At 62.1% G+C, this 16,657-nt stretch carries 13 protein-coding genes; all 13 read left to right on the top strand.

Annotated features, from left to right (window positions below; translation table 11 throughout):
- Nucleotides 1-7: 7 nt before the first annotated feature.
- The 13 genes from CDO35_RS12050 to CDO35_RS22800 are packed head-to-tail and all read left to right on the top strand — an operon-like array spanning nt 8 to nt 16,655.
- On the top strand, nt 8-1,537 hold the full coding sequence (locus tag CDO35_RS12050) for a sigma-54-dependent Fis family transcriptional regulator (protein WP_099524972.1): 1,530 nt from the start codon (nt 8-10) through the stop codon (nt 1,535-1,537).
- Nucleotides 1,538-1,548: 11 nt separating this feature from the next.
- Nucleotides 1,549-1,938: a DUF805 domain-containing protein gene (locus CDO35_RS12045; protein ID WP_075744710.1), complete on the top strand. Its 390-nt coding sequence runs from the start codon at nt 1,549-1,551 to the stop codon at nt 1,936-1,938.
- Nucleotides 1,939-1,975: 37 nt separating this feature from the next.
- The gene (locus tag CDO35_RS12040; RefSeq protein ID WP_099524971.1) at nt 1,976-2,110 is read left to right on the top strand and encodes a type VI secretion protein; all 135 of its coding nucleotides are present in this window, start codon (nt 1,976-1,978) and stop codon (nt 2,108-2,110) included.
- 20 nt (nt 2,111-2,130) lie between these two features.
- Complete coding sequence (tagH, locus tag CDO35_RS12035; RefSeq protein ID WP_099524970.1) at nt 2,131-3,327, top strand: type VI secretion system-associated FHA domain protein TagH; 1,197 nt, start codon at nt 2,131-2,133, stop codon at nt 3,325-3,327.
- Between the two features lie 5 nt (nt 3,328-3,332).
- Entirely contained in the window at nt 3,333-3,815 is a 483-nt protein-coding gene (gene tssJ, locus CDO35_RS12030; RefSeq protein ID WP_099524969.1) for a type VI secretion system lipoprotein TssJ, read from the top strand.
- On the top strand, nt 3,812-5,143 hold the full coding sequence (tssK, locus tag CDO35_RS12025) for a type VI secretion system baseplate subunit TssK (RefSeq protein WP_021487504.1): 1,332 nt from the start codon (nt 3,812-3,814) through the stop codon (nt 5,141-5,143). The genes tssJ and tssK overlap by 4 nt, the downstream gene beginning before the upstream one ends.
- Before the next feature lie 2 nt (nt 5,144-5,145).
- Complete coding sequence (gene icmH, locus CDO35_RS12020; protein ID WP_099524968.1) at nt 5,146-6,027, top strand: type IVB secretion system protein IcmH/DotU; 882 nt, start codon at nt 5,146-5,148, stop codon at nt 6,025-6,027.
- On the top strand, nt 6,024-9,563 hold the full coding sequence (gene tssM, locus CDO35_RS12015) for a type VI secretion system membrane subunit TssM (RefSeq protein WP_099524967.1): 3,540 nt from the start codon (nt 6,024-6,026) through the stop codon (nt 9,561-9,563). Before icmH ends, tssM begins: the two co-directional genes overlap by 4 nt.
- On the top strand, nt 9,563-10,291 hold the full coding sequence (locus tag CDO35_RS12010; RefSeq protein ID WP_099524966.1) for a PP2C family protein-serine/threonine phosphatase: 729 nt from the start codon (nt 9,563-9,565) through the stop codon (nt 10,289-10,291). Before tssM ends, CDO35_RS12010 begins: the two co-directional genes overlap by 1 nt.
- Complete coding sequence (locus CDO35_RS12005; RefSeq protein ID WP_099524965.1) at nt 10,288-11,259, top strand: serine/threonine-protein kinase; 972 nt, start codon at nt 10,288-10,290, stop codon at nt 11,257-11,259. The genes CDO35_RS12010 and CDO35_RS12005 overlap by 4 nt, the downstream gene beginning before the upstream one ends.
- A 38-nt stretch (nt 11,260-11,297) precedes the next feature.
- The gene (locus CDO35_RS12000) at nt 11,298-13,403 is read left to right on the top strand and encodes a type VI secretion system Vgr family protein (protein ID WP_099524964.1); all 2,106 of its coding nucleotides are present in this window, start codon (nt 11,298-11,300) and stop codon (nt 13,401-13,403) included.
- Between the two features lie 60 nt (nt 13,404-13,463).
- The gene (locus CDO35_RS23025) at nt 13,464-16,097 is read left to right on the top strand and encodes a hypothetical protein (RefSeq protein WP_243699075.1); all 2,634 of its coding nucleotides are present in this window, start codon (nt 13,464-13,466) and stop codon (nt 16,095-16,097) included.
- Between the two features lie 9 nt (nt 16,098-16,106).
- On the top strand, nt 16,107-16,655 hold the full coding sequence (locus CDO35_RS22800) for a hypothetical protein (RefSeq protein ID WP_143507324.1): 549 nt from the start codon (nt 16,107-16,109) through the stop codon (nt 16,653-16,655).
- Nucleotides 16,656-16,657: the final 2 nt, after the last annotated feature.

The following is a 16,657-nucleotide window of genomic DNA, read 5'->3' as shown; positions in this document are numbered from 1 at the left end:
GCCGCCGATGTTCGCCGAAGTTCCGCAACCGCTTCGCTACGCCGAAGCCCTGCTTGGCCGCTATGCCGAACTGGCCGGCGCTGCCAGCAGTGAGCGCCTGCTCGCCAACCTGGTGCGTGCCACGGCCGAACTTGCCGACTGTGCACTGGGCCAGCTGTATCTGCTGGACCATACCAACACCCGCCTGACCCTCTCTGCCGAGTGGCTCGACGGCCTGCTGCAACCGCGCGAGTCAGCCAGCCTGCCGAGTGACTATGACGGCGAACAGCTGCTGCAGTACTGCCTGTGCCAGAACCAGGTGCTGTGTATCGACGAACTCGACAGTGGCCTGCACAACATCGCCTGTCTGCCGGAAGGCAGCCGTGCCTGGCGCAGCCTGCTGTGCCTGCCGCTGCATGACGGTGTTGGTTGTACTCGTGGTCTGCTGCTGGTGGCTAGCCATGAGCGGCGAATCCTGCAGGGCTTTGCCGCCTCTTTCGCCCAGCTTGGCAGTTTCGCCTTGGCTCAGCTGCAGCTGTTGCAGCGTTTACGTGCACCGGCTGTCGAGGGTACCGCCAGTGCTGCAAGCGTCTCGTCTGTTCCAGGCACGCCCTGTGCCAGCGGCTACGGTTTGCTCGGTCAGAGCCAGGCCATGCGCCGTGTCTACCAGCTGATTGGCAAGGTGCTGCACAGCCCGGTCAGTGTGATGCTCACTGGCGAGACGGGTACCGGCAAGGAACTGGTTGCCCGCGCCATCCACGATTGCGGCGCGCGGCGCAGCAAGGCGTTCATCGTGCAGAACTGTGCGGCGCTGCCGGAGAACCTGCTGGAGAGCGAACTGTTCGGCTATCGCAAGGGCGCCTTTACCGGCGCCGACCGTGACAAGCCCGGCCTGTTCGACGCCGCTGACGGCGGCACGCTGTTCCTCGACGAGATCGGCGATATGCCGCTGACGCTGCAAGCCAAGCTATTGCGCGTGCTGCAGGAAGGCGAAGTGCGACCGCTGGGCTGCAGCGAGACGCACAAGGTCGACGTGCGCATCGTCGCCGCCACCCACCAGGAGCTGCGCAAGCGTGTCGAGGAAGGACGGTTCCGCGAAGACCTGTTCTACCGCCTATCGCATTTCCCCATCGAGTTGCCGGCGCTGCGCGAGCGTGACGAAGACATCCTGTTGCTCGCGCGTCACTTCGCCAGCACCGCCAGCGGCCTGCTGCAGCGTGACGCCTGCCGCTGGAGCGATGCCGCTCTGGAGCATCTGGCCGGCTACGCCTTCCCCGGCAACGTGCGTGAGCTCAAGGGTGTGGTCGAGCGCGCCGTACTGCTCTGCGAAGGCGGCGAGTTGCTGCCTGAGCACTTCAATCTGGAACAGACCCAGAGCGAAGGCAGCGAACCGCTGAGCCTGCGCGAGCGCATGGATCGGCTCGAGCGCAACCTGCTGCTCGACTGCCTGCGCAAGAACCGCGGCAACCAGACCAACGCCGCCAACGAGCTGGGTCTGCCCCGGCGCACCCTGCTGTACCGCATGCAACGGCTGAAGATCAGCCCGAGCGAAGTGTGATGAGAGAGGCAATGAAGAATCTACGGAACCGCGTGGCGTCATTCGTGCTGGAGCCAATGATCTCCAGCGGACGAATTGGGCGAGTCAAATATCTGCTGCTCCATGTATGGAGCGCCTGGCCACTTTTCCTCGTGGTGGCCTTGAGCAACCAGAACTCTCCGTTGTGGATGCAGCACGTGCTCTCGGCTCTTGTTGTTGTCGGACTCATTTATTGGTGGGTTGCCACGCTGACTGCAGGCGTTCGTCGCCTGCATGACCTTGGGCGGAGCGGTTACTGGGTGCTGCTGATCAATCTGATCTGGCCATTGCTGCTGCTCTGGCCTGGTCAACGCCAGAGTAATCGCTACGGCCCTCCTGTGTTGAAACGTTCTGCTGCTACGCAGATGGCTGGAACGGCCTGACATGTTCACTTTCACCTCTCTTAAAGGAGCGCATTCCATGCTGCATTGCTATCGGACCGCCGCCCTGCTCGCCCTGGCCATTGCCCTGGCCGGCTGCACCGGCAACTACAAGTTCAGCGACGACCAATACCGCCCGCTGGGCGACCCGCAAGCCGAGAAACGCGGCCACTGACCGCAAGGAGTAGGTTCACCATGGAACTGGTATTCGATGTGGTCAGCGCGCAGCAGTTCGTGCCAGGTCTGTTGACCACCAAGACGTTCAAGCAGGCCGGCGGCGTGATCGGTCGAGCCGACGAGTGCGACTGGGTGATCCCGGATCGCAAGCGCATCCTGTCCAGTCGGCATGCAGAAGTGAGCTATCGCGATGGCGCCTTCTATCTGACCGACACCAGCAGCAACGGTATCCAGCTCAAGGACAGTGGCGCCAGCCTGGCCAAGGGCAGTCCGCAGCGCATCGAGCATGGCAGCGTGTACTGCCTGGGCGACTTCGAGATCCGTGCGCGCCTGGTGCGTGACCCGGCCATGTTCGAGGGTGATATCGGTCTGCCGCAGGCCGCTGGGAGCATCATCCCCGATGACGCCTTCCTCGACCTCGACCCGATCACCGCCCTGGAGCAGCAGGAGCGCGTCTACGCCGAAGTGGACGATCTGACCGCCGTACTGCGCCCCAGCACCGCCCAGGCACAGCAGCGCGATTACGCGCAGATCGACGAGGAAAACCTGCTGGTGCCCGAGTTGGTGATGCCGACGCCCGCGCCGCAGCCGAAAGTCGCTCCGGAGCCCGAGCGCCTGCCGCCGACTTTCTGGGAGAAGTTCGCCGATGCCCTCGGCGTGCGCCTCGACGACCTCGACGACGATGCCCGCGAGGCGCTGGCGCTCAACGCCGCCAAGCTGCTCCGGCAGAGTGTTGGCAGCCTGCAGCAGGCCTTGCGTACCCGCAGCGAGCTGAAGAATGAACTGCGCCTGGCCCTGACCACCGTGCAGAGCGCCGGCAACAACCCGCTCAAGCATGGCCTGGACACCAGCGAAACCCTGAGCACCCTGCTGCGTGGCGGCAAGCCCGGCCAACTGCCGGCCGAGCAGGCCATCAATCGCAGCTTCCGCGACTTGCAGGCGCATCAGGTGGCACTGCTCGCAGCCAGCCGCGCAGCGGTCAAGGGCATGTTCGAACAGTTCACGCCCGAGCAACTGACCCTGCGTTTCGAGCGCAATGGGCGCAAACCGCTGTTGGCTACCGATGGCGGCCGCTGGCGTGCCTATCGTCGCCTGCATGCGGCGCTGGCGCAGAACGATGACTGGAGCGATCGTCTGTTCGCCCGTGATTTTGCCAGTGCCTACGAAGAGCAGGTTCGCCTGATCGCCACCCTCAATACCGACCTTCAAGGATGAACACCATGCCTCGCTTGCTTTTCCTGGCCCTATGCGCCGCACTCCTGACTCTCGCTGGCTGCGCCGCGCTGTCGCCTTACTCGACCATGACCAAGCTGGACCTGAGCCTGGCCGGCAGCGACCAGCTCAACCCGGACCTCAACGGTCGTCCTTCGCCTATCGTGATCCGCCTGATGGAGCTCAAGCACCCGGTGGCTTTCGAGAATGCCGATTTCTTCTCCCTCTACCAGCGTCCGAAAGAAGCGCTGGCGCCGGACCTGGTGACCCAGGAAGAACTGGAGCTGCGCCCGGGCGAAACCCGCGAACTGAAAGTATCGGTGCAGGAGGGCAGCCGCTATGTCGGCGTGCTCGCCGCCTATCGCGACCTGCCGGAAGCCAGCTGGCGCTACGTCATTGCCATTGACGAGCAGCAACGCAACGCGGCCAACCTGCGGCTCGACGAGCGCGGCATTCGCAACCTGGATGACGAGCAGGAGCGCAACCGATGAGCCAGCATAAAGTCGTCTGGCAGGAAGGCATGCTGCTGCGACCACAGCATTTCCAGCAGAACGATCGCTACTTCGATCACCAGCTCAAGGTGCGTACGCAGAAACTGGACAGCTACGCCTGGGGCTTCTTCGAACTGGAGATCGACCGCCAGTTTCTCAACATGGGCAAGCTGGTGGTGAGCAAGGCCAGTGGCGTGCTGCCTGACGGCAGCCTGTTCGACCTCGGTGCCGAGCGCGAGCCGCTGGGCCTGGACGTACCGCCGAACACCGGCAACACTCCCGTCTACCTGGCGTTGCCGCTGGTCACCGGTAATCACATCGAGAGCCGTCGCCCGGACCAGCGCGACGTGCTGGCGCGCTACGTCGCCTTCGACGAGGAAGTGGCCGACTGCAACGCCGGTGACAGCAGCGTCAGCCAGGTCAGCACTGGTCGCCCGGATTTCCGCCTGCTGCTCGGCGAGCAGCAGAGCGACCAGGGCTACGTGAAGATGAAGCTGTGCGAAGTGCTGGACACCACACCGGACGGGGTGATCAGCCTCGACCCGGAATTCAGCCCGACCTATGTCAACTTCCAGGCCTCCGGCTACCTGCTGAGCTGCCTCAAGGAAGTGATCAGCATGCTCGCCCACCGCGGCGACATCCTCGCCGAGCGCATCCGCGCCACCGGCAAGGTGGGCGGCGCCGAGGTTGGTGACTTCATGATGCTGCAGCTGATCAACCGCTACGAACCGATCCTGCGCCACCACCTGGGCGTCGAGCAGGTACACCCGGAGCAGATCTACCGCGAACTGGTCGGCCTGCTCGGCGAGCTGGCGACCTTCTCCAGCGAGACCAAACGTCCGCGCCTGGAAGGCCGCTATCTGCACAGCGACCAGGGCATGAGTTTCCGCAAGCTGATGGACGCCATCCGCCAGGTGTTGTCGATGGTGCTCGAGCAGCACGCCATCGAGATGCTCCTGCAGCAGCGCCAGTACGGCATCCAGGTGTCGCCGCTGCACGACCACAAGCTGCTCGGCACCTCCAGCTTCGTACTCGCCGCCAGCGCCCAGTGCGATTCCGAAGAGTTGCGCCAGCGCCTGCCCGCGCACCTCAAGGTTGGCCCGGTGGAGCGCATCCGCCAACTGGTCAACCTGCACCTGCCGGGGATCAAGGTCAAACCGCTGCCAGTGGCACCGCGGCAGATCCCCTTCCATTCGGGCAAGACCTACTTCGCCTTGGAGCTCAGCTCCGAGGAACTGGCGCAGCTGGAACGCTCCGGCGGCTTCGCCTTCCACGTGTCCGGCGAGTTCACCGGGCTTGAGCTGAAATTCTGGGCGATCAGGAACTGACCATGACAACCAAGGAAATGGAATACGGCCAGGATGACAAGACGGTCATCCTCAACCGCAAGGGCGAAGCCCGCGCCGAAAGCGCGCTGACCGATTTCAGCGCGCCACCGAAGTTCGAGCAGCTTGAGGAACGCATGATCTTCGCCGCGCGCCTGCGCCCGGCGGAGAGCTTCAACATCAGCCTCAACCCGCTGGTGGCGGCAGCCTCCACGCTGCTCTCGGAAGTGGTGCGGCTCAAACACAGCTTCGAAAGCGAGGACATGGATGCGCTCAACCAGCGCCTGACCCGCGAGATCAAGCTGTTCGAGCACCGTGCTCTGCACGATGGCGCCGAGAGCAGCCAGGTAATGGCCGCACGCTACGTGCTGTGCACCGTGGTCGACGAAGCGGTGGTGACCACGCCCTGGGGCAACGAGAGCCAGTGGTCGCAGATGAGCCTGCTGTCCTCGTTCCACAACGAGACCTTCGGTGGCGAGAAGTTCTTCCAGCTGCTCGAGCGCCTGTCGCGCAACCCGGTCAAGCACCTGCCGATGCTGGAACTGATGTACCTGTGCCTGTCGCTCGGTTTCGAGGGCAAGTACCGCGTGCTGCAGCGCGGCATGCTCGAACTGGAAGCGGTGCGCGACAGCCTCTACCGACAGATCCGCCAGTTGCGCGGCGATGTGCCGCGTGAAGTCTCGCCGCACTGGCAGGGCCTCAAGGACACCCGCCGACGCCTGGTGCGCATCGTGCCGTGGTGGCTGGTGGCGCTGTTCACCCTGATGTGCCTGGTGATGATGTATGGCGGCTTCGCCTGGGTATTGGGCGAGCAGCGCGACACCGTGCTCAAGCCGTATCAGCAACTCGACCCGGCCTCGGGTGTCAGCATGGATGACGTGAAATGAAGAGCTTCTTCGCCAAACTTGGCGCCTTTTTCCGCAAGACCTGGGTCTGGAGCCTGCTGCTGGTTCTGATTCTCGCCCTGCTGGTGTGGTTCGTCGGCCCGCTGCTGGCCGTCAGTGACTACAAGTTCTGGGAGTCGGCCACCAGCCGTCTGTTGACCATCAGTCTGATCTTCCTGATCTGGGGCCTGGCCATGGTCTTCGCCAGCTGGCGCGCCACCGCGCGCAAGAAGGCCGAGGAAAGTGACGCCGACGCCCAGGAGCGCCTGCGTCGCGAGGAGCAGATCAGCGAAGAGCAGAACGAGCTGCGCCACCGCTTCAAGGACGCCCTACGCACCCTCAAGCGCTCCAGCCTGTACCGCGGGCGCAGCGAGAAGTGGCGCAACGACCTGCCCTGGTACCTGCTGCTCGGCCCGCAGGGCAGTGGCAAGACCAGCCTGCTGGATTTCTCCGGCCTGGACTTCCCGCTCAACCGTGGCGAAAGCCAGCGCCTGACCAAGGACGTGTCCGGCACCCGCTACGCGGACTGGTACTTCGCCGACCATGCGGTGCTGATCGATACCGCCGGGCGCTACCTGACCCAGCCTGACGCGCAGGTCGACGGCCGCGCCTGGGGCACCTTGTTGGGTCTGCTACGCCAGCGCCGTGCGCGCCCGCTCAATGGTGTGCTGGTGAGCATTCCGGTCGAGCAGCTGCAGGGCGGTAGCGAAGTGGAGCTGGAAACCCTGGCCCGTCAGACCCGCCAGCGCCTGCATGAGATCCACCAGCGCCTGGGCGCCGATGTGCCGGTCTATCTGGTGCTGAGCAAGGCTGACAAGGTACTGGGCTTCGACGAGTTCTTCGACCAGCTGTCACGCGAAGAAAGCGAGCAGGTGCTCGGCGCCAGCTTCCGCAAGGAGCAGAACGTCAGCGATGTGGGCGTCGTACGCCAGGAGTTCGAAGAACTGCTGCGCCGCCTCAACAGCCAGGTGATCCTGCGCATGCACCAGGAGCGCGACACCCAGCGCCGTGGCCGCATCCTCGACTTCCCGCACCAGCTCGGCCAGATCGGCGAGCGCCTGTGCCTGTTCATCGAACTGGCCTTCGCCGGCAACCGCTACCAGCGGGCCAGCAAGTTGCGCGGCTTTTACCTGACCAGTGCACCGCAGTTGAACGAACAACTCGACCCGCTGACGGCTGGTATCGGTCGCAACCTCGGCCTGGCCGACAGCGCGCTGCCGACCTTCCGCAGCGGTCGCGCACGGTTTATCAATCATCTGCTCAGCCGGGTGATCTTCCCCGAGGCCGAATTGGCCGGCCTGGATCAGAAGGAGGTGCGTCGCATCGACTGGGGCCAGCGTGCCATGTACGCCACCGCCTTCGCCGTGCTGGCGCTGTTCGGTGTGCTCTGGGCCAGCGGCTTCTCGGCCAACCACGGCCGTTTGGAAGAGCTACGCGAGATCGCCCAGAAGCTTACCCGCGAGCATGGTTCGATCAATGCGCAGGACGATGCCCTGCAAACCCTCAAGGCGCTGGACAGCAGCTACGCCGCGACCCTGGTGTTTCCACCCAAGGGCGAGGTGTCCTACCTGGAGCGTACCGGCTTGTTCCAGGGCGAGGCGGTCAATCCTCCGGTGTATTCGACCTATCGCGCCGAGTTGGAAAACCTGCTGCTGCCGCGCGTGGCCCGTCAGCTGGAAGCACAGATCCGCGCCAACCTCAGCGACCGCGAGCGTCTGCTCGGTAGCCTGCGTGCCTACCTGATGCTCAACCTGGAAGAACGTCGCGATGCCGACTTCCTCAAGGAATGGGTCGCCGCCGACTGGTCGCTGCGCTACGCCGGCAACAGCCCGGCGCAGCATGGTCTCAATACCCATTTCGCGCGTCTGCTCGACGAGCCGTTCGCGCCCTATGCCCTCAACGCCCAGCTGGTTGCCCAGGCGCGCCAGGTGCTGCGCAGCGAGTCGCTGGCCAACGTTGTCTACCGCATGCTGCGGGAACAGGCGCGCAATCTGCCGGAATACCGTCTGAGCCAGAAACTTGGCCCGCAGGGTGGGCTGATCAGTGGCAGCGACTACGCCATTCCCGGCTTCTACACCCAGAACGGCTACAGCAAGACCTTCACCGCTCAGGGCGGCAACCTGGTGCGCGAGATCCTGCGTGACAACTGGGTGCTGGGCGAAGGCGAAACCCTCAGTGCAGGGGACCTGGGTCGCCTGATGGTGGAGCTGGAGCAACTGTACTTCCGCGATTACGGCAACTATTGGGGCGAGGCCATCGCTCAGCTTGGCCTGGAACCGATCGGCAGTGCCGGTCGCGGTGCTGCCCTGCTCAACGGCCTGACCGCTGCCAACTCGCCGCTGCTGCAATTGCTGGTGGAAGTGCGTGACAACACCCGTTTCAAGGGGCTGGCTGAGGCCGCCGACGATGCCGGTGCCGCCGCCGAAGCGCTGGAAGGCGCCAAGGGCAAGCTGGGCAAAGCCGCCAAGCTGGCCAGTGCCGCCGCTGAACAGGCGCAGCAGGCGCTGGCCAAGAACACCCCGGATACGGCGCGCAAGACGCTGGAACGCCGCTTCGAGAGCTTGCACAAGCTACTCGACGATAACGGCGGTGCCGGCGTCGACCTGGCGGCCAGCCTGCAGGCTCTGGACGAGCTGCAACGCCAGCTGGCCAGCCTGGCCAATGCCGGCGCCAGCGACCAGGCTGCATTCGAGATGGCCAAGGCACGCATGGGCGGCAAGCGTGATGCGATCAACCAGGTACGCACTGCCGCCGCGCGCCTGCCACAGCCCATTGGCAACTGGCTGGCGCTGTTGGCCGAGGACAGCTGGACGCTGGTACTCAATGACGCCTACCACTTCCTCAACCAGCGCTATCAGAGCGAGCTATACGCCGCCTACGACAACTCGCTGAAGCAGCGTTACCCCTTCACCGCGCACAGCGAAAGCGACGTGGCGGTGGCGGATTTCCGCGAGTTCTTCAAGGCCCAGGGCATCGCCGAGCGCTTCTTCGACCAGTACCTGCGCCCCTTCGTCAGTGGCAGCGCCGACGAATACCGCCTGCGCCGCGTCGATGGCCGCGGCCTGCCGCTGTCGCGCGAGTTCCTCCTGCAGATGAGTCGCGCCCAGGTGATCCGCCGCAGCTTCTTCGCCGAGAACCCGGCTGAACCGCAGGTGCTGTTCAAGCTTGAGCCCTACTCGCTGGACTCCAGCCTGAGCCGCGCCGACTTCCGCCTCGGCAAGCAGCAGCTGGAATACCGCCACGGCCCGATCGTTGCCACGTCTTTCCGCTGGCCAGCGGCGAGCGAGGAGGATCGCACCAGCCTGGTAGTCGAAGAGCTTGGCGGTCGTCGCGTCGGCATCGAGAAGAACACCGGCCCCTGGTCGCTGTTCCGCCTGCTCGACCTGATGGACGTGGACTACCACAGCGGTCGTGACGTGCTGATCCTCAAGGCCAACCTCGGTGGTCTGCACGCCAACTACCTGCTGCACAGTCAGCGCTCGCCGAACCCGTTCGACATCGGCCTGCTGCGCAGCTTCAAGCTGCCGGCGACGCTCTGATGACCGCAGTCGCCAGCGCCTGGCGCAGTGCCGCACGCACTGATACCGGCAAGGTGCGCGCGCGCAACGAGGACGCCTTCCTGGCCCTGCCCGAGCAGGGCCTGTGGGTGGTGGCCGACGGCATGGGCGGGCACCAGAACGGCGCCCTGGCCAGTCGCCTGATCGTCGAGCATCTGGCCGAGTTGCCGGAGGGCAGCCTGGAGCAGCGCCTGATTGAACTGCGCCAGTGCCTGCATCGGCTCAACCATCGGCTCGGCCAGGAGCTGACGGTCACCGCCGACCGCCCGGACACGGTGATCGGCAGCACCGTAGTCGCCCTGTTGCTCGAGGAGGACCGCGCCGCCTGCGTCTGGGCCGGTGATAGCCGCTGCTACCTGTGGCGCGGCGCGCGGCTGTATCAGCTCAGTCGCGACCATTCACTGGTGCAGCAACTGATCGACGAGCAGGGCCTGACGCCGCAGGAGGCCGCGCGCCACCCGGCGGCGCATGCCCTGACCCGTGCCATCGGCGCCAGCGAAACCCTGCAACTGGACATCCTCGAACTCGATGTGCTGCCTGGCGATGTCTTCCTGCTGTGCAGCGACGGCCTCTATCAGGGCGTTTCCGCCGACGAGCTGGGCGCCTGCCTCAACCTGCCCTCGCCGCACCTGGCCGTGGAGCGCCTGTTCCAGCGCGTGCTCGACGGCCCGGCCCGTGACAACCTCAGTGCCGTGGTGATCCGCCGATGACCGAAACCGCCGAAGCCAGCGACCTCACCTACTTCGCTCTGGCCGCCACCGCGGCCAAGGAACCTGTGCGCGAAACGCCGCGCCAGGCGCCGGGCGAGCTGCCCGATGTGCTTGGTGGGCGCTACAAGATCGAGCGCCTGCTCGGCGTTGGGGGCATGGGCGCGGTATATCGCGCGCGCGATCTGCTGCGCGAACAGTTCGGCGACCCCGAGCCCTATGTCGCGCTGAAGACCCTGAGCGACGACTTCGCCGAGTACCCGGACGCCAACGCCCTGCTCTACAGCGAGTTCGCCCTCACCTCGCGGCTCAACCACCGGCATGTGGTGCGCCTGTTCGGCTTCGAAGTGGACACTGCCTGCGAGCGCGCCTTCATCACCCTGGAGCTGATGCGCGGCCTGACCCTCGATCAGCTGCTGTGCGAACGCCCGGAGGGGCTGCCCTGGGAGGAACTTCGCGATATCGCCATCCCCCTGCTCGACGCCCTCGCCTATTCCCACGAACTGGGTGTGCTGCACGGTGACCTGAAGCCCAGCAATGTGATGTTGGCCGACGACGGCCTGCGCCTGTTCGATTATGGTCTGGGCCAGCCTGTGGAGGGCTTGCTGCCTGGTCTGCCACGCCTGTGTCGCAACCGTATTGCCGCCTGGACACCGCGCTACGCCGCGCTGGAGCTGCTCGAAGGCGCATCGCTGTCGGCCGCTGCCGACGTTTATGCGGTGGCTTGTGTGCTGGTCGAGCTGGCCAGCGGGCAACACCCGTTCCGCCGCCTCAGCGCCAAGCAGGCCAGGAGCATGGAACTGGACAGGCAACTGCAACGCCCGGCGCAGGTGCCGCTGCACTGCTGGCAGGCCCTGCGCACTGCGCTGGCCTTTGAGGAAAGCCAGCGGCAGATCGGCTGCAGCGAGCTGCTCGATGCGTTTCGCCGGCCACCGGCTTCGCGTCTGCAGCGCTGGCTGGGCAAGGCATGACAGGCTGTTGAAAAGGACTCAATCGAAAGGATACGCATATGTTCAACCCGGCCAACGAAACCCATTTCAGCCTGAGCATCGAGGGCGTCGAGCACGACCTGCAGGTGCTCGAATTCAGCGGCCGCGAGGCCATCAGCCAGCCCTATCGCTTCGACGTCGAGCTGATCAGTGAACGGCCGGACCTCGACTTGGCCAGCTTGCTGCACCAGCGCGCCTTCCTCGCCTTCAGCCCCAATGGCGACGGCATCCACGGCCTGATCCACCGTGTCGAACAGGGCGAATCCGGCAAACGCCTGACCCGCTACCGCCTGGCCATCGTGCCGCAGCTTGCGTACCTGGCGCACCGCACCAACCAGCGCATCTTCCAGCACCTGACCGTGCCGCAGATCGTCGCCCAAGTGCTGGAAGAGCACGGCATCGTCGAAGGCGGCTACCAGTTCCAGCTCGGCCCCACCCTCTACCCCGAGCGCGACTACTGCGTGCAGTACGACGAGAGCGACCTGCACTTCGTCCAGCGCCTGTGCGAGGAGGAAGGTATTCACTACCACTTCCAGCACAGCGAAAGCGGCCACGTGCTGACCTTCGGCGACGACCAGACCGCCTTCGCCAGGCTTGGCCAGCCCACGCCCTATATCCAGGACAGCGGCATGACCGCCGACGACCCGGTGATCAAGCGCCTGGCCCTGCGCCTGGAAACCCGCACCCGCCGCACCACCCGCCGTGACTACGACTTCGAGCAGCCACGGCTGCTCCTGGAGGCGGCCTACCAGGGCGAGCAAGCCGGCGAGAACGACGGCCTGCCCGATCTGGAAGACTACGACTATCCCGGCCGCTACACCGACCGCACGCGCGGTAAGCACCTGGCCAAACGCGCTCTGGAGCGCCACCGCGCCGACTACCAGCAACTGGAAGGACAGAGCGACCAGCCGCGGCTGGTTACGGGGCACCTGCTGGAGATTTCCGAGCATCCACGCAGCGACTGGAACGACCTCTGGCTGCTCACCGAAGTGCTGCACGAAGGCAAGCAACCACAGGTGCTGGAGGAGTCGGTCACCAGTGATTCGGTGCTGGGCAAGGGGCTCTCGGCCCTGCTACGTGGGGTCACCGGCAAGGCGGACGCCAACGCAGACGATGACTTCCACCAGGGCTACCGCAACCGCTTCCTCGCGACTCCCTGGGACGTGCCGTATAGGCCTTCCCTGGCCCACCCGAAACCTCGTGTTCTGGGTAGTCAGCGCGCCGTGGTCACTGGTCCCGCCGGCGAGGAAATCCACTGCGACCAGTACGGCCGGGTGAAGGTGCAATTCTTCTGGGATCGCGAAGGCCAGGCCGACGAGAAAACCAGCTGCTGGCTGCGCGTCAGCTCCAGCTGGGCCGGCGATCGTTACGGCGCCATCACCATCCCGCGTATCGGCATGGAAGTGCTGGTCACCTTCCTCGAAGGCGACCCCGACCAGCCGCTGGTCACCGGTTGCCTTTACCACGCCGAACACGTGGTGCCCTATGACCTGCCGGCGAACAAGACGCGCAGCGTGTTCAAGACTCTGAGCAGCCCCGGCGGTGGTGGCTACAACGAACTGCGCATCGAGGATCGCAAGGGCGCCGAGCAGATCTACATTCATGCCCAGCGCGACTGGGACGAGAACATCGAACACGACCAGAAGATCCGCGTCGGCAACGAACGCCACGACACCGTAGAGAAGAACAGCTACACCGAACTGCTGGCCGAGGAACACCTCACCGTCACCGCCGACCGCAAGGTCGAGGTCAAACCGCAGGATCACCTGACGGTGGGCACCGACCAGCACATCAAACTGGGTACCGCACAACTGACCAAGGCGGGCCGCGAGATCCACCTCAAGGCGGGTCAGAAAATGGTCATCGAAGCCGGCATCGAACTGACCATCAAGGCCGGCGGAAGCTTTATCAAACTCGACCCCGGCGGCATCACCATCAGCGGCCCGCTGGCCAGGCTCAACGCTGGTGGCTCGCCGGGCAAGGGCTCGGGGCTCAAGATCAAACCGCCGGTGCTGCCGGGTATGGCCGATAGCGACAAGGCGGGGAGTTTGTTGGAGCAGGCGCAGCCGGGCGAGTTGGCCAGTACGCCGCTGAAGCGTAAACGGACGCTCAACTTCTCCGGTTAAGACAGGGATAAACGCCGGCCGCCCAGACAGCCGGCAGTCAAGGTAAAGGACGGATTTAAGATGGCCGAGAACAAACCGATCAATTGGGCTTATCCTTTTCCCAGCAAGGAAACGAGCAGCAATCCGCTGCAGCTTCTTACCCATATGGCCAAGGCCAAGGGCGGTTACTACCCGACTGGTGAAAATGGCCTGTGGCATGGCGGGGTACATTTCGATGAAGGCACTGCAGCCGTATTCGATCAGTCGAGTGTGCGTTGCATCGCCGATGGTGAAGTGATTGCTTACCGTATCGACCAGCGCTATCCGATCAGCGAGTTCACCGATGAAATTCCAAGAGTCAAGCGGGCGCTATTTTCCACAGGATTCGTTCTGGTCAAACACATTCTTCAGCCGCCACAACCCAAGAAAGCCGAGGGCGACGCAACTGATGAGCAAATACCTCCGAGTCTGACTCTCTACAGCTTGTACATGCATTTACAGGATTGGGAGAGCTATCAGGCTAAACTCGATCTGCCACGACCAGCCTTTTGGGAGGCCAAGAGCTATATCGTCAATACCCAAAGTGGAGGCTTGGGCGTCCGTGCTAACCCTGACGCCAACTCCACTAGATTGTCCGAACTCTCCAAGGGTGCAGAAATCACGGTGAGCGCCGCAGAGGGTGGTTTTGTCAAACTTGTCAGCATCATCAGCGGTGCAGCAAGCTCAGCCCTTACGGCCGATGGTGAAGGCAATCTACCTGGCTATGTTTCCTCCAAATTTCTGACCCCTCGGAGTGAGCCCAAAGATCCAGGCACGCTCGTCATCCTAGGCGAAGGCATCTCGATCAAGGCGGGCGAACTGATTGGCCACCCTGGGATTTATCAGAATCACAATGGATCAGCTCATCCTCTCGTCCATCTCGAAGTCTTCAGTTGCGACGATGTGCCTGGTTTTATCGCGCAGAGCCGCGCCTGGGCCAATCGGTTGCCCGCAGATCAGAAAACCCTGCTCAAGGTCTATAAGGGCGCGAGTAAATTGATTGCCCATCGTGATGACATCAATGCGGGCAACCCACCCAAGCTAAGCGACAACGGCAGCCAGATCGGCGTCGACCTGATCATTCCCCAGGCGCTGCTGGATGGCCTACCAGCGGCGAACAAGATTCAAGTCAAAACCACTGTGGAAGGTAGCGCCACACCCAACACAACCTACTGGTGGCGACTGGATGGATTGTTCGCTGACGAAAACGGCAATTCCATCGACGGCTGGCTTGCCGAGCAGGAACTGATCACGACCCGGCATAGCCCTTGGGAATGGCTGGATTTCCAATGGGTTGAGGACACCGGAACACCCTTGGAGAAACTGACCTATGCCTTCAACGCCAGGGGCATGCTGAGTACGGACGAACAGCACAACTATCGCGCCCAGATCAGCAAGGCCGATGGTGGCCCAATTGTGGCGCTTGCCCGTTTATACGACATCGTCGATAGCGACAAGGATGGCGTACTGACCAGCAAGGAAATCCGCGCAGCGCTGGCCAAGCCTTGGCACGCCCAAGTGCTAGGGCAGTTGATCACCAAGTACGAAAGCGAATGGTTCTGGAATAAGGGTAAATGGGATGAGCTCGATCCGTTGCTGGCGGAAGAGCCTGGTAAGCCGAATCCGATTTGGGAAGTGGAAAAACAGCGGATCGAAAAGCTGAGCTGGTGGAAAGAGCTGGCGGGGCAGCATGGGATTAATGGAGATGGGAAGGCGTGGCATATTCAGCCTGCAGGATTCTTAAACCAGTTCTTCTCTGAAAAAATAACAGACTGCGGATGCAAACTTGGCCGGATATTCTCGTGCGTGCGTTTTAAAGGGCAAAGCGCAACGATTTATGGTCCCTTATATGCAGGATCAATCTCTCTAAAAGAATACGTTAAGTGGGATGAGTCTGTCGCTGCCGGCATAGTCACCGAGGAAGAGAAAAAAATCTTTATTGCAATGTCTCCGAACGAGGGAAATATAGACTCTATACAGTCATATGATAGTGAAATACTAACAGCCGGAGCCATGCAGAAAACCATAAACTCGACCGGTTCCGGAGAATTCCCTATCCAAGTTTTTGACTTTAAAGAGCGTCACCCAAGTTTTTATACCGCTCTCTTTGAAGCGTGCGGATGGATAGTCAAAGGACCTCGGGCGCAGGCAAAGCTGTATTACAAGAACACGGCCCTCACTGGGGGCAATGAATATACTGGAACTGACCTCAAAAAGCTGATTCGGGAGGGTTTCAGTGAAGATGTTTTCGCCAAGAAACAGAAGGTTGAATCACCTCCTCTTGGTGCAATACTTAAAGCTATTACTCATGAGAAATTTCAAGAGCAACAGGTTCTAGATTTTTCTAAGCGTATGAGAAATGAGGTGTTAGAGATAAGACCTACAGGCTCTGAACACAAACTCAAGGAATTTCTCAAGTCCCCGCTTGGGAAGGCTACTGCACTTGATCATCATATCAACCGCCCCGGCTATGTTGGTAGAGACTTTGGAGCGGCCTTAAATAGATTCTTCGATAAAAATCCAAATGTATCTAGATTCCCTTCGAACTGGGGTGATAGCCACGCCATTTACGAGCTTGAAATACTTGAGGACTATGGCAGTACACGAAGAATGGCGATAGTAAATGGCCGCAGTGTTGCCCTGAGCAGATACAAACATTTAAAAGACGCCCTTTGAGGAAAATTTGTGAAAACTATTTTAGGCAAGCCAACATCATTGGGATTTTTGTTTCTTGCCGTTTGCAGCGTATACGCCTGTGCGCAAGATGCCTCCAGTGTAGCTAAAACTCATAGTGGCGAGGTAGTTTTTGCCAGCCCAGAACAAGGCTCTTGGCGCAAAGTTTTTTATCTGAAAAACGGTGTCTCTCAGAAACTCTTTTCAGGAGATAGTGCTTACTTTGATGAGAGTGAAGATGCCGATTTTTCATGGGGCAAGAAATACTTAAAGGTAAATAAAATTATCCGCGGATTCTTGCAAGGTGGAGGCACTGATGAAGAATATGAACGCGCCTATTGTGTGTTTATTGAAATGTCCAGCGGGTGCGTAGTCAGGCAGGAAACCGGTTCATTTTGTGGCGGAGAGTGGGCTAGCAATGGAGATGCGTGGATATGGGGCGGAGAGGAAATAATCATTGATGAGCGTGACCCACACAAACCATTAAGTGATTCTGATATTGAAAGGCTTTCAGATATCGGCGGGAGAGAAAATATTTCTCGTTGCATAAGTCCAAAATAGAG

Origin of the sequence: Pseudomonas sediminis, assembly GCF_002741105.1 — a bacterium.
GTDB lineage: Bacteria > Pseudomonadota > Gammaproteobacteria > Pseudomonadales > Pseudomonadaceae > Aquipseudomonas > Aquipseudomonas sediminis.
Note: the sequence above shows the minus strand (reverse complement) of the source record. Positions and strands in the feature narration are given on the sequence as shown.